This is a genomic window from Embleya sp. NBC_00896 (genome assembly GCF_045207785.1).
Lineage (GTDB): Bacteria > Actinomycetota > Actinomycetes > Streptomycetales > Streptomycetaceae > Embleya.
On sequence record NZ_CP108776.1, the window covers coordinates 1,776,617 to 1,794,792 of the forward strand.

Sequence of the window (18,176 nt, forward strand, 5' to 3'; positions counted from 1 at the left end):
CCACACGAGGGTGTGGGAACACCCATGGATCAACGTGGGTTCCAACGTAGCCGCTCGCGCGGACACCGCGGCCCGCGCCGATGGATCGGCGCGGGCCGGCGGCACCCGAAGTGTCCGCAGTCTCCGGGTCTGTACTTTCCGGGTCCGTACTCTCCGGGTCAGGCCTCGACCGTCTCGTCCGGCTTGGGCTCCGGCTTGTAGCAGAGCTTCATCAGCAGCGCGGCGTTCGCGACGCCGACACCGGCCGCGAACAGCGCCGGGCGCAGACCCGACTTCTTGCGTCCGATCAAGCCGTCGACCGAGTACTTGCCGTTGCCGAGCGCGGCCAGCGCGACCGCGGCGCCGCCGACGATCGCGGTGTACTCCCAGCCGCCCTTGAAGACGAAGAAGCCCTTGCCCTTGTGGTCGGTCTGCGCCGCGACGCTCATCAGACCGACCGTCGCCGCCGCCGGCAGCGGGTTGGCGAGGCCGAGCGCTATGCCGACGCCGGCCGCCATCTCGGTACCGGCCGCGAGGCGCGCGTGCACCTCGGCCGGCTTGAGGCCGAGCGACTCGAACCAACCGGTCGTACCGGCGAGGCCGCCGGGGCCGGCGACCTTGTTGTAGCCGTGCGCGAAGAGCATCGGGCCGAGCGTCGCGCGGAGCACGAGTGCCGCCACGTCGCGGCCTTCGATCGCAGCCTCGACCGCCACCGCGGCATTCTTCTTCTTGCCGAACATCGCCCACCTCATCAGCTGACACACCGTCACATTGCTGTGGGCAACCTACCCGAGCCACACCGAAAGCACCGTGTCCCACGTCATCCCGACCACGGAACACCCAACCTCCCAGGCCAACCAATCCAGCCCGTCCGGCGCTTGAGGACAGGCTTTTCAGCCCAGCCGACATCCCAAGCCCAGCCAACCCAGCCCGTCCGGCGCTTGAGGACAAGGCGTTCGAGGCCACACCTTCCGACCCGGCCGACCCACCTCAAGCCCGGCCGGCGCTTGAGGCCGACACCGCCGCCTCCGGCATACGAGGCACCACGACAGGCATGTCGTCACCCGGCGCCCGCAGGATGTCCGCGTCCACGTCGTACAACGCCCGCACCAGATCCGCGTCCACGACCTCCCGAGGCGCCCCGGACGCGACCACCTCGCCACCCCGCATCGCGACCAGCACATCCGCGTACCGAGCCGCCGACGCCAGGTCGTGCAGGACCATCACCACCGTGCGCCCACCCGCCGCCACCTGCCGAACCAGACCCAGCACCTCGACCGCGTGCCCGAGGTCGAGCGCCGAGGTCGGCTCGTCGAGCAGCATCACCGGCGCCTCCTGGGCGATCACCATCGCGACCCAGCACCGCTGCCGCTGCCCGCCGGAGAGCCGGTCGAGCCGCCGATCGGCCAGGTCGAGCACGCCGGTCGCGGCCAGCGCGTCCCGGCAGATCCGCTCGTCCTCGCGCGACCACTGCCGGAACAGGCCCTGGTGCGGATGCCGTCCATAACGCACCAGCCCGGCCACGGTGACCGCCTCCGGCGCCTGCGGGTTCTGCGGCAACAGCCCCACCCGGTGCGCGGCCTGACGCGGCTTCAGCCGCCAGATGTCGTCGCCGCCGATGGTGACCCGACCCCGGTCCGGCTTGTGCAGGCGCGCGATCGAGCGAAGCAGCGTGGACTTGCCACAACCGTTCGGTCCGACGATCGCGACCACGGTGCCGCCCACCACGGACAGGTCGATGCCCGCCACGGCGCGGTGACCCGGGTAGCCGGCGTGCAGATCTTCCACGAGCAGTTCCATGGGCGGACCCTCCCGGCCGAACACAGCAATCGTAAGGTGAGGCTAACCTAACCTCGATCGCGGGCGTCGGGCGCCCACCGGCCGTCCCCCGTCAACGCGATCCGACCTCCGGGAACCACTGCGCGGCGACCCGCCCGGTCCGGTCCGCGAACAACAGCGCGTCCGGGCCGTGCCACGCGAGCGCGGTCACCGGCGCCGAGACGTGCCGGCGCGCGAGCGGGGTCGGGGCCCGGCGGGCCGACCCGGCCCGCACGTCCCACACCACGAGCATGCCGTCGCCGCCTGCGGTGGCCATCAGACCGGTGCCCACGGGCCGCCACCGCGGCGGGCACGCGTAGGGCTGGGCCGGCAGCCGGCGCGGTCGCGGGCGGACCCGGCCGCCGCGGGCCGCGAGGTCCCACACGGTGAGTCCGGCCCGGTCCTCGGCGGCCAGCCACCGCCCGGCGGCGTCCAGCGCGAGCCCCGCCACCGGTGCGCTGCCGGCCGCGCCGAGGTCCTCGTGTGTACCGCCGGCCCCGCGCACGTGCACGCCCGGCGCGTCGCCGGCCGCGCACAGCCACGCGCCGTCGGGCGCACCCGCGAGCACGCGCACGGGGATCGGATAGGTCCACACGTTCGTCCGCCCTCGCGGCCCGTACATGTACACCTCGCCGCCTAGCGCGACCGCGAGCCCGCCGACCGAGTCGACCCACACCACGTCGTCCACCTGCACGGGCCCGTCGACCGCGCGCCACAACTCGGTTCCGGAGTCGCCCGCGTAGACCCGGACGGTCCCGCCGAAGGAGATCGCACAGGCACTGCCCGCGGACCACGCGAAGCGCGCGGGCAGGCCGGTCGTCCGCATCAGCACGGCGCCGTCGGTGACCCGCCACAGCGCGTATCCGGTGGGCCCGGCGAGCGCGACGACCGTACCGTCGGGCGAGAATCCGGCGCGGTCCACCCCGCCGGGCAGCACGATCCGAGCCTGGAACTGCCCGGTCGCCGCGTCGAGCAGCCGAACCCCGCCGGCCGCTCCCGCGACTACACACAATCCACCCGATACCGCGACGGCGGACGGTACATCGTCGATCCCGTGCTCCCAGCCCAGCCCCGTACGTGTCGCCATGACAGTCATCGCGGCTCCCTTGTTCGCGGGGCGATCCTTGCGCGTTCGTGTTTCGGCCAGGAAAACTCTCAGGTCCGGGCCGGTTTCCCTGGGCTCGTCGAGTCTGCTAATAAGTCGAGTCTGCTGGGAAGACGACCGCAACCGTTCGCCAATGGATCGGACTTAACCGTTGAGGACCTTCGAAGGTACGACCATGGCCGCGGCGAACCTCGCGGGCGCCAGCGGCAACGAACCGAAGATCTTCATGGCGGGCCTGGTTCTGGTCGCGGCCGGCGCACTGCTCGCCGTCGCGGGACGACGCCGGTTCGCGGACGCGGGGGACGACGAGTACGACGAGGTCGCCGAACCCGGCTCGGCGCCGACGGCGGAACCCGCCCCGGGCACCGCGGCGTTGCCCGAGCCACGCACCGAAGCGACCGCGGCGGCCGCGCCGAAGGCGGAGCCCGAGCCGGCGGCCGATCCCGCGCCGAGGCCGGACACCGGCGCCGAGGCCGACACCGAGACCGAACCCGCCCCCGCTCGAACTCCCGAGAGCGCAGCCGCACCGACCCCCGCTCCTGCTCCGGCCCCGGCTCCTGCCCCGGCCCCGCAGGCCGCGACGGATCCCGCCCCGGCGGAAACCGCGGCCGACCCGGCCGAAGCCCCTCCGGAGGCAGCCCCGGAACCGGCCGACGCAGCCGACGCGGAGCCCGACCCGGACACCGAACCCGAACCCGGCCCCGAGGCGCGGTCCGGCCCCGATGCGGAGACCACTCCCGGCCCGGAACCCACTTCCGCCCCGGAGCCCGCTCCCGAAGCCGACCCCGAGACCGGCCCCGGCCCCGGCAAGGCCCCCTGACCCCGCGTCAGCCCCGCGCGGCGCCCCCGCCTCGCTCCGCCGTCAAGTCATGCCGCGGCCACTCGCGCCCCTCGACGCCCTCGACGGAGCGGTTGAAGCGCGTCAACACGTCGAACAGCTCGCGCCGTTCGCTCTCGTCCCAGGACGCGAGCACGCGTTCCAGCCCCTCGCAGTGCATCTCGCGCTCGCTCGCGAGCCGGCCCACGCCGTCCTCGGTGATCCGCAACTTGCGCGCCAGGCCGCCTTCCGGGTCCGCGATCCGCTCCGCGTCACCGGCCCGAAGCAGGGCCGCGACCTGCCGATTCACCGTCGAGGTATCCAGCCGAAACGCTTCTGCGAGCTGTCCGATCGACATCGGCCCCTCGACCTCCAGCCGGGTCAGCAACAGGTAGGCCGACCGCTCCATGCCGTCGCCGCGCCGCTTGCCCATGACGTGGTGCCGAGCGATCAGCATCAGCTCCCGCTCGATGCCTTCCAACACGTCCACTCCCGCCCTCACACCAGTGCGCCGTCCCCACGACCCTAATGCCGTGATCGAAGCCACCCCAGGCAATGTGCACGATACACATCATGTGTATCGTGCACATTCATCGACCATGACAACGGCCTGGGAGGCAGTCAGTGACCGGTCCGAGCGGCACACCCGAACCAAGCCCGGCGGCGGACCCCGCCCACGCGCCCGGAGCGGTCGACCGCTCGGGCGTCGTGGTGGCGGTGCTCGCCTTCTGCGGTGTGGTCGTGGCGCTCATGCAGACCCTGGTCGTACCGCTGCTGCCCAGCCTGCCGCACCTGCTCGACACGTCCCCCGCCAACGCGTCCTGGGTGGTGACCGCGACGCTGCTGTCGGGAGCCGTGTGCACGCCGGTGATGGGCCGCCTGGGCGACATGTTCGGCAAGCGGCGGATCCTGGTGGTCAGCCTCGGCCTGATGGTCGCGGGGTCGGTGCTGTGCGCGCTGTCCGACGCACTGCTCCCGATGGTGCTCGGCCGCTTCCTCCAGGGCGCCTCGTTCGGCGTGATCCCGCTCGGCATCAGCATCATGCGCGACGAACTCCCGCCCGCGAAGCTGGGTTCCTCGATCGCGCTGATGAGCGCGACGCTCGGGATCGGCGGCGCGATCGGCCTGCCGGTGGCCGCGCTGATCGCGCAGAACGCCGACTGGCACATGATGTTCTGGGCCGCCGGGGCGATCGGCGCGCTCGACATCGCCCTCGTCCTGCTCCTGGTCCCCGAGTCGTCGGTCCGGCTGCCCGGCCGGTTCGACTTCGCCGGCGCCGCCGGACTGTCCGTCGGCCTGGTCGCGCTGCTCTTGGCGATCACCAAGGGCGCCGACTGGGGCTGGAGCGGACCGATCACCCTCGGCCTGTTCGGCCTCGCGGTCGTGGTGCTGCTCGTGTGGGGCCGCCTCGAACTGCGCACCGCCCAGCCGCTCGTCGACCTGCGCATCTCGGCCAAGCCGCAGGTGTTGTTCACCAACCTCGCGTCGATCGTGGTCGGCTTCGCGATGTTCGCCCAGTCGCTGGTGTTCCCGCAGGTGCTGATGAACCCCGAGTCGACCGGCTACGGGCTGGGCAAGAGCATGGTGGTCGCCGGTCTGTGCATGGCGCCGTCCGGGATCGTGATGATGCTGATCTCGCCGCTGTCCGCGCGACTCTCGGCCGCGCGTGGGCCCAAGGTGTCGCTCATGGTCGGCACCGTGGTGATCGCGATCGGATACGCGCTCTCGGTGTTCATGCTCGACGCGCTCTGGAAGATCGTCGCGATGGCCGTGCTCTCCGCCGTCGGGGTCGCGCTCGCGTACGCGGCGATGCCGTCGCTGATCATGCAGGCCGTGCCGATCGGCGAGACCGGGTCGGCGACCGGCCTGAACACGCTCATGCGCTCGATCGGCACCTCGACCTCCAGCGCCGTGATCGGCGTCGTGCTCGCCGACATGACGATGCGCGCCGATGGGCGCGAGTTCCCCTCGCACGACGCCTTCGTCACGGCCCTGTGGCTCGGCTGCGGAGCGGCCGTCATCGGCCTGCTCGTGGCGGTTTTCATCCCCGGTCGCAAACCGGTCGAAGCGGCCCACATTCCGGCACACAACCGGAACGACGACGGCGCGATTGTCAAGACCTCCCCCTGACCGGACATCAATTCCGCCATCGCACATGGCAAACCCCGCCCGGGTAGCCGATGCTCGTAAGTCTTACCCCCGGCGCCGACCACACCCTTGGGAGACCGCCACCTTCACTCCGCCCCCTCGACAGGGAGACACCATGAGCCTTCCCACCTTCCGCGGATCGCGTTCACCGGGACCCGATCCGGCCGGCGAGACACCGTGGACCTCCGAATCGGACTGGCAGCGCCAGGCCCTGCCGGACGAACTCCCGGACGACTGGCCGGTGTTGGCCGGTGGGCTCGTGGTAGTGGCAGCCCACCCCGAGGACGCCGTCCTCGGCGTGGGCGGACTCATCTCCCGTGCGGTGTCGGTCGGTTCGCGGGTGCGCGTGGTCACCGTGACCGATGGCGACGCCTCGCACCCGGGCAGCCGACTACCCGGCTCCGTGCTCGCCGCGCGGCGCGTGCGCGAGTCCGATCGGGCCTTCGCGACCATCGTCGGCAATCCCGGTGGAGTGGCTCCCCTCGAGGTGATCCGGCTGCGGATCCCGGACCGCACGGTCGCCGACCACGAACGCGATCTCGTCGATCGACTGCTCCCGCTCGTCACCGATTTCGCGCTGTGCGCGGCGAATTGGCGTTCCGACGGCTTCGCCGATCACGACAGCACCGGTCGCGCGGCGAGCACCGCGTGCGTCGAGGCCGGCGTCGGCCTACTGGAGTTCCCGTTGCGGATGTGGCAGTGGGCGCGCCCCGACGACCCCCGAGTGCCGTGGAGTCGGGCCATCCGGGTCGATCTGACCGAGGTGCAGCGGGCACGCAAGGAACGGGCCCTGTCCTGCCTCGCGTCACAGATCGCGCCCCTGGTCCCGGGGCGGGACGACCGAGTGCCACTGCCGCCGGAGAAGCTCGTGTACTTCCGGCGACCGTACGAGGTCCTGTTCCGCTGAATCGGCCTCGAACGCCCGCCGGGCCCCGCCGAGGGCGTGTCGCGGCCGTCCGGCGTTCGAGGGCGGCACGGCCGCCCCGGCGGGTCAGGTCGCGAAGCTCTCGCGTGCCGTCAGGCCGTCACGCAGGATCTCCAGGGTGTGGCTGAGCAGCCGGGACACGTGCATCTGGGAGATGCCGAGCCGTTCGCCGATCTGCGCCTGCGTCATGTCGCCGGTGAAGCGCAGTGCCAGGATGGTCCGTTCGCGCTGCGGCAGACCGGCGATCAGCGGCTTGAGGGACTCGCGATACTCGACCAGGTCGAGCTCGTGGTCCTCGCGGCCCATCCGGTCGCCGACCGTGCCGCCGTCGCCGAAGGCCGATTCGTCGAGCGAGGAGGCGCTGTACGCGGAGCACGCGGTGAGCCCCTCGCTGACCTGGTCCTCGGTCAGGTGCAGGACCTCCGCGAGTTCGGCGGGCGCCGGCGCGTGGCCGAGGTCGGCGGTGAGGGTGTCGTTGGCCCGCAGCAGCTCGGCGCGCAGTTCGCGCAACCGGCGGGGCACCCGTACCGCCCACGAGGTGTCCCGGAAGAAGCGCTTGATCTCGCCCGCGATCGTGGGCATCGCGTAGGCCAGGAACCCGGTCTCGCGGGCGCCGTCGTAGCGGTCGATCGCCTTGATCAGGCCGATCGTGCCGACCTGGACGATGTCCTCCATCGGCTCCACCCGCCGCCGGTAGCGCCCGGCGGCGTGCCGGACGAGCGGCATGTTCAGGGTGACCAGGCATCCGCGCAGTTCGCTGTGCAGACGCGTGCCGGGTTCGGTGCGGGCCAGGACGCGGAGCATGCGCTCGCCGAGGTCGCGGGCTTCCAGCGGGGCCAGGTCCTCGATCCGGCGGGGGTCCGTCAGGACCTCGTCGACGGTCGGGACACCACCCTCGGGGTCGACGGGGTGGTGCGGGTGCTTGCGGTCGAGCCGAACGCTCATGCGCGTTCCCCTTCCCGAGTCGAGCGTACGCCTTGCGGCTTCTCAGCCGTTTCGGAGGCAAACCTCGGGCGACCATCGGGAAAGGGAACGCGTGCCGGCGTTTCGACACCGCGCGGGGCGATCAGCCCGGGATCATGAGCCGTTCGCGGAGCGAGGCCAGTGTGCGGGCGAGAAGGCGGGACACATGCATCTGCGAGATGCCGATCCGCTCACCGATCTGCGCCTGCGTAAGGTTTCCGTAGAACCGCATCACCAGAATGGCGCGCTCGCGTTGCGGCAGTTCGGCGAGCAGCGGGCGCAGCGCCTCGCGGTACTCGACCAGGTCGAGCGCGTGGTCCTCGGAGCCGAGTCGGTCACCGACCGTCTCCTGGCCGTCGGCGTCGCCGTAGGCGGTCTCGTCGAGCGAGGTCGCGGTGTACACCGTGCACGCGTCGAGACCTTCGAGCACCTCCTCCTCGGTGATGCACAGCCGTTCCGACAGCTCGCGCGGCGTCGGCGTGCGGCCGTGCAGCGCGGTCAGTTCGTCGGTGGCGCGCAGCAGCTCGGTACGCAGTTCGCGCAGTCGGCGCGGGACCCGGACCGACCACGACGTGTCGCGGAAGAAGCGCTTGATCTCGCCGATGATGGTCGGCATCGCGTAGGCCATGAAGCTGCTGCCGCGGTCCGCCTCGTAGCGGTCGATCGCCTTGATCAGGCCGATCGTGCCGACCTGCACGATGTCCTCGACGGGCTCGCCGCGCCGGCGGTAGCGCCCGGCGGCGTGCCGGACCATCGGCAGGTTGAGCTCGACGAGCAGTCCGCGCAGGTACGAGTGGTCGACGGTGCCCGGTTCCAGGGTGGCCAGCCGGGCGAGCATCAGGTCGCCCGCGGCGCGGGCCATCGGGGTGGGCAACCGCGTGACGAGGTGCGGATGGGCCAGCAGATCGTCCAGGTCGACGGTCGGGGGTGGAGGGGGTGCGGCAGCGCGGGGTTCCGCGGTCGTGTCGAGGGTGCTCAGGCGCACGGCCATGCAGGGTCTCCCAATCCGGATGGATGGACACCGATAACCCCGAGCGACATCGAGTCTGTGACCTGGAGCACAGGAAGATCAAGAGCCCTCTGGGGGTACGTCCTGACGCCAGGATCGCGACACACGTGCCCACCTCGGCAAACGACCGACCGGCGAAACGGAAAAAACGAACGAAAGCAGCCCATACGGCGCAGTCAAAGCAGACATCACGCAATCAAACGTCTGCCAAACGTGTCCGGAAAACGCCACGAACCACCACCCGAGTGCTCGGGTGGTGGTTCGTTGTGGTCGGTCCGACCGGGAAACCGATCGGGTTGGATCAGGCCGCGGCCCGCTCGACCCCGATCGGCGCGCTCGGTGCCGCCGGATCGACGGGTCGGCCGGTCCGCCGGCCGGTCGGAATCAGCTCAGTTCGAGCAGCAGGTCCCCGGCCTCGACCGACGACACCGCGCCGATCGCGAGCCGGCCGACGGTGCCCGCGGCCTGCGCGGTGATCGATGCCTCCATCTTCATCGCCTCGATCGTGGCCACCGTGGCGCCGGCCTCGATCTCGTCGCCCACCGCCACCTGGAGCGTGACCACGCCGCTGAACGGCGCGGCGACGTGCTTCGGGTTGTCCGCGTTGGCGCGCTCGCTCTCCGGGCGGGCCGGCTTGACCGAGCGGTCGCGCACCGAGAGCACGCGCGGCTGGCCGTTCATCCGGCAGTACACGGTGCGGAAGCCGCGCTCGTCGGCGTCGCCGACCGCCTCGACCGCGAGGTAGAGCGCGACGCCGGTGGACAGCTCGATCGCCAGTTCCTCGCCCTGGACCAGGCCGTACAGGAACGGCACGGTCGGGACCGCGGAGACGTCGCCGTACAGCCGCTCGGCCTCGTCGTAGTCCTTGGCCGGGCCGGGGAACAGCAGCCGGTTGAGCGTGTCGCGCAGCTCGTCGCCGTCCAGGGCGGCGTCCTGCGCCGCGGTCAGCTCGACCGTGCGGGCCGAGCTCGCGGTCCGGCCCGCGAGGGCCCGGGTGCGGAACGGCTCGGGCCAGCCGCCGGGCGGCGTGCCCAGCTCGCCCTGGAGGAAGCCGATCACCGAGTCGGGCACGTCGAACGCGCCCGGGTCGGCCTCGAACTTGGCCGGGTCGGCGCCGACCGCGCTCAGGTGCAGCGCGAGGTCGCCGACGACCTTGCTGGAGGGGGTGACCTTGACGATGTTGCCGAGAATCCGGTTCGAGGCCGCGTAGGCGTTCTCGATGTCCTCGAACTTGTGCCCCAGGCCCAGCGCGATCGCCTGCTGGCGCAGGTTGGAGAGCTGGCCGCCCGGGATCTCGTGGCGGTACACCCGGCCGGTCGGCGCGGGCAGGCCCGACTCGAACGGCGCGTACGCCTCGCGCACCGCGGCCCAGTAGGGCTCCAGCTCGCACAGCGCGTCCAGGGACAGGCCGGTGGCGCGCTCGGTGTAGTCGGTCGCGGCCACGATCGCCGACAGCGGCGGCTGGCTCGTGGTGCCCGCGAGCGCGGCCGAGGCGCCGTCGATCGCGTCCACGCCCGCCTCGATGGCGGCGATGTAGGTCGCGAGCTGGCCGCCGGCGGTGTCGTGCGTGTGCAGGTGCACCGGGAGGTCGAAACGCTCGCGCAGCGCGCCGATCAGCGTGCGCGCGGCCGGCGCCCGGAGCAGGCCCGCCATGTCCTTGACGCACAGCACGTGCACACCGGCCTCGACCAGCTGCTCGGCGAGCCGCAGGTAGTAGTCCAGGGTGTACAGCCGCTCGGCCGGGTTGGACAGGTCGCCGGTGTAGCACAGCGTGCCCTCGGCGATCGCGTGCGTGCCGAGGGTGGCCTCGATGGCCGGGCGCATCGCCTCGACGTCGTTGAGCGCGTCGAAGATCCGGAACACGTCGATGCCGGTGCGGGCGGCCTCCTCGACGAACTTCACGCACACCTTGTCGGGGTAGGGCGTGTACCCGACGGTGTTCCGGCCGCGGAGCAGCATCTGGAGGTTGAGGTTGGGCATGCCCTCGCGCAGCGCCGCGAGGCGGTGCCACGGGTCCTCCTTGAGGAAGCGCAGTGCGACGTCGTAGGTCGCGCCGCCCCACGCCTCGACGCTGAGCAGTTCGGGCGTCATCCGCGCGACGTAGGGGGCCACCGCCGCGAGGTCGTACGTGCGCACGCGGGTCGCGAGCAGCGACTGGTGCGCGTCGCGGAAGGTGGTGTCGGTGATCGCGAGCGCGGTCTGCTCGCGCAGCGCGCGGGCGAAGCCGGCCGCGCCCAGTTCCCGGAGCCGGTCCCGGCCGCCGGCGGGCAGGTCGCCGGTGGGCAGCTCGGGCAGCTTGGTGCGCGGGACCGCGATCGCCGGCGTCGGGCCGTACGGGCGGTTGACCGTGACGTCGGCCAGGTACGCGAGCAGTCGCGTGCCGCGGTCGGCGCCGGGGCGGGTGCGGACCAGCTCGGGGTGCTCGTCGATGAACGACGTGGTGATCCGACCCTCGCGGAAGGTCGGGTCGTCGAGCACGGCCTGCAGGAACGGGATGTTGGTCGCGACGCCGCGGATCCGGAACTCGGCGACCGCGCGCCGGGCCCGGCTGACCGCGTCGGCGAAGGTGCGGCCCCGGCAGGTCAGCTTGACCAGCATCGAGTCGAAGTACGGCAGCACCTCGGCACCGGTGTAGGTGCCGCCGTCCAGGCGCACGCCCGCGCCGCCGGGCGAACGGTACGCGGAGACCGTGCCGGTGTCGGGGCGGAAGTCGGCCGAGGGGTCCTCGGTGGTGATCCGGCACTGCAGGGCCGCACCCTGGATCCGGATCTCGCTCTGCACCAGGCCGAGGTCGGTCAGGCTCGCGCCCGCGGCGACCCGCAGCTGGGCCTGCACGAGGTCGACACCGGTGACCTCCTCGGTCACGGTGTGCTCGACCTGGATGCGCGGGTTCATCTCGATGAACACGTACCGGCCGCGCTCGTCGAGCAGGAACTCGACGGTGCCGGCGTTGCGGTAGCCGATGGCCTCGGCGAAGCGCACGGCGTCGGCGCAGATCCGGTCGCGCAGCTCGGGGTCGAGGTTGGGCGCGGGGGCGATCTCGATGACCTTCTGGTGCCGCCGCTGCATCGAGCAGTCGCGCTCGTACAGGTGCACGACGCCGCCGTCGGCCCCCGCGAGGATCTGCACCTCGATGTGGCGCGGGCGGATCACGGCCTCTTCGAGGAAGACCGTCGGGTCGCCGAACGCGGTCTGCGCCTCGCGCATCGCGGTCTCGATCGACGAGCGCAGCTCCTCGCGGCGCTCCACCTTGCGCAGCCCGCGGCCGCCACCGCCGGCGGCGGCCTTGACGAAGATCGGGAAGCCGATCGCGTCCGCGGCGGCGACGAGGGCGTCCACGTCGTCCTGCGGAGGGGCGGTCTGCAGGGTCGGCAGCCCGGCGCTCTTCGCGGCCTCGAGGGCGCGCACCTTGTTGCCCGCGAGCGAGAGCACGTCGGACGAGGGGCCGACGAAGGTGATGCCGTTGGCCTCGCACGCCTCGGCGAGCAGCGGGTTCTCGGACAGGAAGCCGTAGCCGGGGTAGATGGCGTCGGCGCCGCACGCGATCGCCGCGCCGACGATCGTGTCGACGTCGAGGTAGGCGCGCAGCGGGTGGCCCCGCTCGCCGATCTCGTAGCTCTCGTCCGCCTTCTGACGATGCAGGGAGTGACGGTCCTCGTACGCGTAGACGGCGACCGTGGTGATGTCGAGCTCGGTGGCGGCGCGCAGGGCGCGCACGGCGATTTCGCCGCGGTTGGCCACCAACAGCTTGCGGATCACGAGCTACGTACCTCCTTGCCCGGGGTGTCCGGGTGCGGGGGAAATCGGGACGGGTGCCTCGGAACGACAGGGTGCCGTGCCCCGGTTCGGGCCGTGGCATCGGGGTCGAACCTGCGTGACTTTAGGACACGTGTGCAGGTGCCCCGCAGGGCCGGTCCACATGCCGGGCATACCGCAGAAGACCGATTCGAGCCTCCCACCTGGGATTTTCGGGTTCATCGGAGTCGGTGTGACCTTGATCGCAGCCCGAATCGCGAGACGCGGCGGCATTGTCGCGCCGGTCGGAAGCCGCGACGATCTGCGCAGGGGCCGCGTGGTCGGCCGCGTGTGCCGGGAAGTCGGGCCCGGGAAGTCGCCGGCAGGCGGAACCGGGAAACGACCGGGAAATGAGGAGCACCGTGAGGGTTCGGATCGGCGTGGTGGTCGCGGCTCTGGCCGTCGTGCTGCAGTTGGCCGCGTGCAGCGACGGCGATACGAAGGCGGACGGCGACAAGGGCCCGAGTCCGGGAGCGACCGGTGCCGGCGACACCGGCGTGGGCAGCGACCTGCGGGCGGTCGACGCGTGCGCGGTGCTGACCGCCGACCAGGTCGCGCAAGTGCTGGCGCTGCCCGGTCTCAAGGCCGCGCAGAACCCGCTGGGCTGCGATTACGCGGCCGCCGACGGCGTCCCGGTGATCAGCACGATCGCGACCCGGTCGAAGGCGTCGGGCGGCGTGGACAAGGCGCTGGAGGCCTATCTCGGCACGCTCGGGGACACTCGGACCGAAAAGGTCACCGGTGTCGGCGACGCGGCGGTGTACGTCCAGCCCGACACGATCGGCGGCGTCCTGGTGGTGGCCGCCCGCAAGGGCGACGAGACGGCGGTGTTCTCGCTCAACGCCGGTGGGGGCGAGCCACCGCCGACCAAGGACCAGCTGATCGCGCTCGCGAAGCAGGCGGTCGGGAAGCTGTAGCGGGGGGTCCGGGGGTCGGGGCGGGCCCGGGCGGGGGGTGTGGGCGCGGCCCGGTGGCGGGTGCGGCTTTCGGGCTTCTTTCGGCGTCCCCACGTCCGCTCTCCGGGCGCGGGGCGTCTCGACCGTCGCCACCTCAGCTCCGGGTTCGTGGGTCGCCGCGCGTCTCGGTGAGCACCATGTCCACCACGTCCGCGAGCGAAGCGCCGCGGCGGACGGCCGCGCGCTGCCGGCCGGCCCAGCTGCCGCGGGCCAGCGCGGTGACCGCGGCGTCGCGGACCATCAGCCAGTCGCCCATCTCCTCCAGGATCGGCCGCAGCCGCTCCAGGAGCCGGCTCACCACCCGCGCGGCCGGCGACGCGCGCAGCTCGATCGGGTCCACCAGCACGCCCTCCAGGCCGGACCGCGCGGCCCGCCAGGTGGCCGCGCGCAGCAGTTCGGGCCGCGTCGCCGGAGCCCCGGCCCCGCCCAGCACCATGCCGCACGAGTGCACCACCAGCGCCCGGAACAGTCCCGCGATCAACAGCACGTCGTCCACGGCGGGGCACGCGTCGCATACCCGCAGTTCCAGGGTCGGCAGGTGCCGGGACGGCCGGACGTCGTAATAGATCATCCCGGCGTCGCCGATCACCCCGGAGCGCACCAGCGCGGCCACCGTCGCGTCGTACTCGGCGGCCGACGCGTACGTGCCCGGCGGCCCGGTGGTGGGCCACCGCTGCCACACCAGGGTGCGCCAGCTCGCGTAGCCGGTGTCCCGGCCGAGCCAGTAGGGCGAGCTCGCGGACAGCGCGAGCAGGACCGGCAGCCACGGCGCGAGGTAGGGCAGGATCGCGACCGCCAGCTCGCGGTCGGCGACGTCGACGTGCACCTGGGCGCCGCAGATCAGCTGCTCCTCGGCGAGCTCGCGGTATTGGCGGGCCATCGCGAGGTAGCGCGGGTCGGGGGTGGTGGTGATCTCGTCCACGCACCCGATCGGCACGGTTCCGGCGGCGGCGATGCCCAGTCCCAGGCGGCCGGCGGTCTGCACGAGCGAGCGGCGGGTGCCGAGCAGGTCCTCGCGGAGTTCGGCCAGCTCGGCGTGCGGTTCGCTGTTCGTCTCGACGATCGATGCGCGGAACTCGGTGGTGAATCCCTTCTCGGACAGCCCGCCCAGCACGTCCGCGACTCGCGGGACCAGCCGTCGGGTGTGCAGATCGACGATGTGGAACTCTTCTTCCACTCCGATCATGACCGTGCGCGCAGAGTCACCCATTGCCCGAGGATAGGGCTCTCCGCCGGCTCGGGGAACGCCGGCGATAGGCGGACAGCCATGACTTTTTGACGCTCCGTCATCGATCACCGCCGAGACCGGTGGGCAATCCGCCCAAGGGCGCATACTGTCTGTCATACCCTGCGAAGAAGGACCAATGACCCGGGATATCCAGGCATCGGCGGGCACATGGTGGGCAGGGGAGATACATACCCGGGCGCAACCTAGACCGTGTGGGCGCCGACGGGTTCGTACATTTCGGACCGGGAGCGACGAGTTGAGCGATGTCATGACCACGCCCGGAGTCCGGCGCGACCGCTTCGAACGGGACGCCGTGCCGTACCTGGCTCCGCTGTACCCGGCCGCCCTGCGAATGACCCGCAACGCCTCGGACGCCGAGGATCTCGTCCAGGAGACCTTCACGAAGGCCTACGCGTCGTTCCATCAGTATCGGGACGGCACGAACCTCAAGGCCTGGCTGTATCGGATCCTCTCCAACACCTTCATCACCTCGTATCGCAAGAAGCAGCGGCAGCCGGTGGTGACGGGCGTGCAGGAGATCGAGGACTGGCAGCTGTACCGCGCGGGATCGCACGAGTCGACGGGCCTGCGCTCGGCCGAGACCGAGGCGCTCGACCACCTGCCGGACACGGCCGTGATCGGCGCGCTGCGGGAGCTGCCCGAGGAGTTCCGCGTCGCGGTGTACCTCGCCGACGTCGAGGGCTACGCGTACAAGGAGATCGCCGCGTTCATGGGCGTCCCGCTCGGCACGGTGATGTCGCGTCTGCACCGCGGCCGGCGCCGACTGCGCGAGGCGCTGGCGGACTACGCGCACGAGCGTTGGCCCGTCGCGGCGTAGTCCGCCCGGTGACTGTGTGTCGGGATTCGCCTACAGGTACTTCTGGACCGCGGGCAGCAGGTCGTTGAACGTGTTGCCGTCGGCCGGCTGACCGACCGCGGTCAGCACCCAGCCGTCGCCGCCGCGCGCGAGCTTGACCATGATCTGCGCGTTGTGCGCGCCGGTGGCGGACAGCTCGTAGCGCACGAGTTCGCTCTCGTCGCGCTCGTCCACGAGCCGGCAGAACGCGTTCGACACCCGCGAGAAGTCGTCGCTGGAGAACGCGCTGACCGTGAACACCAGGGCCGTCACGCGCAGCGGCAGCGCGGCGAGGTCCACGATGATCGACTCGTCGTCGCCCTCACCGGCGCCGGTGGTGTTGTCGCCGGTGTGCGTGACCGCACCGTCCTTGGAGACCAACTGTCGCGGCCACACGGTGTCCACGAGTCGATCGTCGGCGTCGAACAGCAGGCACGACGCGTCCAGGTCGACGCCGGTGAGCGCCTGTAGTCCCGGTCGAAGGCCCTCGTGCTTGATCGGGTCCCAGCCCAATCCCATCCGGACCCGACCGATCGAGCCGGCCCCGTCCTTGCCGATGGTGACGCGATCCCCCTGTGCGAGAACGACCGTCATCGCAACTCCCCTCCGCGGTGGTTCCCCGATGTTGCGACCCGTCACATGGAACGACGGGCGCATGGACGGACAGCATCCTAGGGCGAGTGGGTCAGCGCGGTAGCTCGACCACGTCGTTCGGCGGCGGCGGGGGCAGGTCGAGGGGTTCGTCGAAGCGGTCGTAGCTGATCGTCGCGCCGTCGTTCACGTCGTCGTTGACGATCCGCGCGACGCGCGGGGCGCCGTGTTCGGCGATGTACATGGTCGACGTGGACACCTGGTCCTCGCTCGGGCCGCTGAGCGGCACCAGGGCGACGCCGTCGCGGAGTTCGACCGGCCGCTTGCTGACCCTGCCCTTGGCGTCCAGGAGCGCGGGGCCGGGGTCGGCGAGCCGCAGGAAGCCCTCGATCCCGGCGAAGCGCGGATCGCCGGCGGGCGCCTTGAGGTACTTGCCGGCGAGCGCGCGGGTCAGCCGCTGATCGGTGATGCCGGTGCTCTTGGCCAGGTACGCGGGATCGGCCTTGACGTACAGGTCCTTGCCGACCCGGGTGAGCGTGAGCACGTTGCCGCGATAGTCGAGCCGGCCGGCGAAGTCGCGGCTGTCCAACCGGACTCGGACGTCGACGGTCACGGGCGTGCCGTTGTCCTTGAGCGCCGCGACCATGTGCACGGTGCGCAGGTCGGCGGTGGCCCGGCCCGCGCGCTCCAGGAGTTGTTCGGTGTCCAGCCCCGAGTTCGCCGCGCCGGCCGACTGTACGTCGGAGTGGGATTCGGCGGCGGCGCAACCCGCGAGCAGCAGCGTGGCGGCGACCAGAAGGGGTGGACCAGGGCGCACGACACACCTTTGTTCGCTGTTCGCTGTCCGCTGTTCGTTGTCCGCCATGGCACGGTTCTTGCCGTGGCACGGTTCCCGCCGTGGCGCACGGTGCCGCGCACTCCGCGGGATCGGCGGCGCCAGGCTAGCGCAGTTCGATCACGTGGCGTGCGCGACTCACTCCTTGGAGTGACAACACGTCAGGCGGTGCTGCCCGGCCGGGGTGTGCCGGTGGCGCTGTTGCGCTGGGGGATTTCGATCACGTCGGCGGCCGGCGGCTTGTCCACCTTCACCGGCGCGTCGAAGTCGCCGTAGCTGATGGTGCCGCTGTTGTCGGCGTCCTCGGACACGACCATGACCGGGTAGGGCTTGCCGCCCTGGGCCTCGATGTAGACCTTGCCGTCGTCGTCTCCGGGCGGGCCGGTCAGCGGGATCATCTCGCGGCCGTTGATGGTCTCCTTGGGCAGCTTGACGCCGTCCTCGGGGAAGTTCTTGAGCACCGCGCCCGGGTCGGCGACGGTCGTGACGTTGCGCAGGCCGCGCAGCTGGTCGCTGCCGGCGTCGCCCTTGAGCCACTTCCCGGCGAGCAGCTTGGCGGCGAGCTCGCCGTCCACCGCGCCGACCAGCTTGCGGTAGGCGCTCTCGTTGCCGCGGACGTACATGTCGGCGTCGATCCGGCGCACCTCCAGGCGCACGCCGTCCTGCTCGATGCTGCCCTGGAAGTCCTCACTGTCGCGGTCCACCCGCAGGTCGAGCTTGATCGCCTTGCCCTTGGAGACGATGTCCGCGATCACGTGCACGGTCTTGACCTTGGTGGCGGACTGCTTTGCCCGGCGCACGAGTTCGCCGACCTCCAGGTCGGCGTTGGCGACGGTCTCGTCCAACCCCGACGATGTCGTGTTCGACTTCTGCGACACGGTCGGCGACACCTGCTCGATCGTCGACAGAGGGCTCTCGTCGGATCCGCACGCGGTCAACGTGCCGAGCGATATGCACGCCGCCGCGACGGCTGCGATCCTCAGGCTCTTCGCGGTATTTCGACGCACTGCCACTCCTAGGTCCACCCGATGTCGTGCCCTTGGGACGCGGTCTCCGCCCGAAGGGTTCCCACGCCCCCACCCACGTTATGGTCCCATCGCCCACCCGTCCTGGGGGAAACCCTTGACCTCGGGCGGCGAGAGCGGCCCGTT

Annotated in this window: 16 protein-coding genes; 5 read left to right on the forward strand and 11 right to left on the reverse strand. The window is 71.6% G+C overall.

Annotated features, from left to right (window positions below; translation table 11 throughout):
- Positions 1–158: 158 nt before the first annotated feature.
- From OG928_RS07995 to OG928_RS08005, 3 genes are all read right to left on the reverse strand, one after another.
- Entirely contained in the window at positions 159–719 is a 561-nt protein-coding gene (locus OG928_RS07995) for a DoxX family protein (protein ID WP_406280981.1), read from the reverse strand.
- 250 nt (positions 720–969) lie between these two features.
- A complete protein-coding gene (locus tag OG928_RS08000; protein WP_406280983.1) occupies positions 970–1,779 on the reverse strand; it encodes an ABC transporter ATP-binding protein in 810 nt (269 codons plus the stop codon).
- A 91-nt stretch (positions 1,780–1,870) separates the two neighbouring features.
- Positions 1,871–2,884, reverse strand: coding sequence for a WD40 repeat domain-containing protein (locus tag OG928_RS08005; protein ID WP_406280984.1), 1,014 nt, complete (start codon positions 2,882–2,884; stop codon positions 1,871–1,873).
- 193 nt (positions 2,885–3,077) lie between these two features.
- On the opposite strand from OG928_RS08005, the gene OG928_RS08010 reads away from it, so the two are divergent.
- The gene (locus OG928_RS08010) at positions 3,078–3,722 is read left to right on the forward strand and encodes a hypothetical protein (protein WP_406280986.1); all 645 of its coding nucleotides are present in this window, start codon (positions 3,078–3,080) and stop codon (positions 3,720–3,722) included.
- Positions 3,723–3,729: 7 nt separating this feature from the next.
- Here the strand turns inward: OG928_RS08010 and OG928_RS08015 are convergent, their stop codons facing one another.
- Positions 3,730–4,176, reverse strand: a complete 447-nt coding sequence (locus OG928_RS08015) for a MarR family winged helix-turn-helix transcriptional regulator (protein ID WP_406290847.1) — start codon at positions 4,174–4,176, stop codon at positions 3,730–3,732.
- Positions 4,177–4,343: 167 nt separating this feature from the next.
- Between OG928_RS08015 and OG928_RS08020 the strand changes: the two genes are divergently transcribed.
- Together OG928_RS08020 and OG928_RS08025 are read left to right on the forward strand one after the other, a co-directional pair.
- On the forward strand, positions 4,344–5,849 hold the full coding sequence (locus OG928_RS08020; RefSeq protein ID WP_406280988.1) for an MFS transporter: 1,506 nt from the start codon (positions 4,344–4,346) through the stop codon (positions 5,847–5,849).
- Positions 5,850–5,982: 133 nt separating this feature from the next.
- Positions 5,983–6,774, forward strand: a complete 792-nt coding sequence (locus OG928_RS08025) for a PIG-L deacetylase family protein (RefSeq protein ID WP_406280990.1) — start codon at positions 5,983–5,985, stop codon at positions 6,772–6,774.
- Positions 6,775–6,858: 84 nt separating this feature from the next.
- On the opposite strand, the gene OG928_RS08030 is transcribed toward OG928_RS08025, so the two are convergent.
- The 3 genes from OG928_RS08030 to OG928_RS08040 form a co-directional block, all read right to left on the reverse strand.
- A complete protein-coding gene (locus OG928_RS08030; RefSeq protein ID WP_406280992.1) occupies positions 6,859–7,737 on the reverse strand; it encodes a SigB/SigF/SigG family RNA polymerase sigma factor in 879 nt (292 codons plus the stop codon).
- Between the two features lie 121 nt (positions 7,738–7,858).
- Positions 7,859–8,746 carry an RNA polymerase sigma factor SigF gene (locus OG928_RS08035; protein ID WP_395859658.1) on the reverse strand — a complete coding sequence of 296 codons (888 nt, stop codon included), beginning with the start codon at positions 8,744–8,746 and terminating at the stop codon, positions 7,859–7,861.
- Positions 8,747–9,148: 402 nt separating this feature from the next.
- Positions 9,149–12,523 carry a pyruvate carboxylase gene (locus OG928_RS08040; RefSeq protein ID WP_406280994.1) on the reverse strand — a complete coding sequence of 1,125 codons (3,375 nt, stop codon included), beginning with the start codon at positions 12,521–12,523 and terminating at the stop codon, positions 9,149–9,151.
- A 398-nt stretch (positions 12,524–12,921) separates the two neighbouring features.
- Between OG928_RS08040 and OG928_RS08045 the strand changes: the two genes are divergently transcribed.
- A complete protein-coding gene (locus OG928_RS08045) occupies positions 12,922–13,476 on the forward strand; it encodes a DUF3558 family protein (protein WP_406280996.1) in 555 nt (184 codons plus the stop codon).
- Positions 13,477–13,609: 133 nt separating this feature from the next.
- Here OG928_RS08045 and OG928_RS08050 read toward each other — a convergent pair whose 3' ends face one another.
- Positions 13,610–14,725: a glutamate--cysteine ligase gene (locus OG928_RS08050; RefSeq protein WP_406280998.1), complete on the reverse strand. Its 1,116-nt coding sequence runs from the start codon at positions 14,723–14,725 to the stop codon at positions 13,610–13,612.
- 286 nt (positions 14,726–15,011) lie between these two features.
- On the opposite strand from OG928_RS08050, the gene OG928_RS08055 reads away from it, so the two are divergent.
- Positions 15,012–15,581, forward strand: coding sequence for a sigma-70 family RNA polymerase sigma factor (locus tag OG928_RS08055; RefSeq protein ID WP_406290849.1), 570 nt, complete (start codon positions 15,012–15,014; stop codon positions 15,579–15,581).
- Positions 15,582–15,611: 30 nt separating this feature from the next.
- Here OG928_RS08055 and OG928_RS08060 read toward each other — a convergent pair whose 3' ends face one another.
- The 3 genes from OG928_RS08060 to OG928_RS08070 all read right to left on the reverse strand — a co-directional run bounded on the left by OG928_RS08060 (position 15,612) and on the right by OG928_RS08070 (position 18,032).
- Positions 15,612–16,193 carry a TerD family protein gene (locus OG928_RS08060; RefSeq protein ID WP_406281000.1) on the reverse strand — a complete coding sequence of 194 codons (582 nt, stop codon included), beginning with the start codon at positions 16,191–16,193 and terminating at the stop codon, positions 15,612–15,614.
- A gap of 91 nt (positions 16,194–16,284) precedes the next feature.
- On the reverse strand, positions 16,285–17,007 hold the full coding sequence (locus tag OG928_RS08065) for a hypothetical protein (RefSeq protein WP_406281002.1): 723 nt from the start codon (positions 17,005–17,007) through the stop codon (positions 16,285–16,287).
- Positions 17,008–17,186: 179 nt separating this feature from the next.
- Complete coding sequence (locus OG928_RS08070) at positions 17,187–18,032, reverse strand: hypothetical protein (protein WP_406281003.1); 846 nt, start codon at positions 18,030–18,032, stop codon at positions 17,187–17,189.
- Positions 18,033–18,176: the final 144 nt, after the last annotated feature.

Coding starts and splice junctions, on each gene's coding strand:
- OG928_RS08015 (WP_406290847.1), bottom strand. CDS start 4,176: ATGCTGATCGCTCGGCACCACGTCATGGGCAAGCGGCGCGGCGACGGC.
- OG928_RS08005 (WP_406280984.1), bottom strand. CDS start 2,884: ATGGCGACACGTACGGGGCTGGGCTGGGAGCACGGGATCGACGATGTA.
- OG928_RS08030 (WP_406280992.1), bottom strand. CDS start 7,737: ATGAGCGTTCGGCTCGACCGCAAGCACCCGCACCACCCCGTCGACCCC.
- OG928_RS08025 (WP_406280990.1), top strand. CDS start 5,983: ATGAGCCTTCCCACCTTCCGCGGATCGCGTTCACCGGGACCCGATCCG.
- OG928_RS08060 (WP_406281000.1), bottom strand. CDS start 16,193: ATGACGGTCGTTCTCGCACAGGGGGATCGCGTCACCATCGGCAAGGAC.
- OG928_RS08055 (WP_406290849.1), top strand. CDS start 15,012: ATGACCACGCCCGGAGTCCGGCGCGACCGCTTCGAACGGGACGCCGTG.
- OG928_RS08000 (WP_406280983.1), bottom strand. CDS start 1,779: ATGGAACTGCTCGTGGAAGATCTGCACGCCGGCTACCCGGGTCACCGC.
- OG928_RS07995 (WP_406280981.1), bottom strand. CDS start 719: ATGTTCGGCAAGAAGAAGAATGCCGCGGTGGCGGTCGAGGCTGCGATC.
- OG928_RS08035 (WP_395859658.1), bottom strand. CDS start 8,746: ATGGCCGTGCGCCTGAGCACCCTCGACACGACCGCGGAACCCCGCGCT.
- OG928_RS08050 (WP_406280998.1), bottom strand. CDS start 14,725: ATGGGTGACTCTGCGCGCACGGTCATGATCGGAGTGGAAGAAGAGTTC.
- OG928_RS08010 (WP_406280986.1), top strand. CDS start 3,078: ATGGCCGCGGCGAACCTCGCGGGCGCCAGCGGCAACGAACCGAAGATC.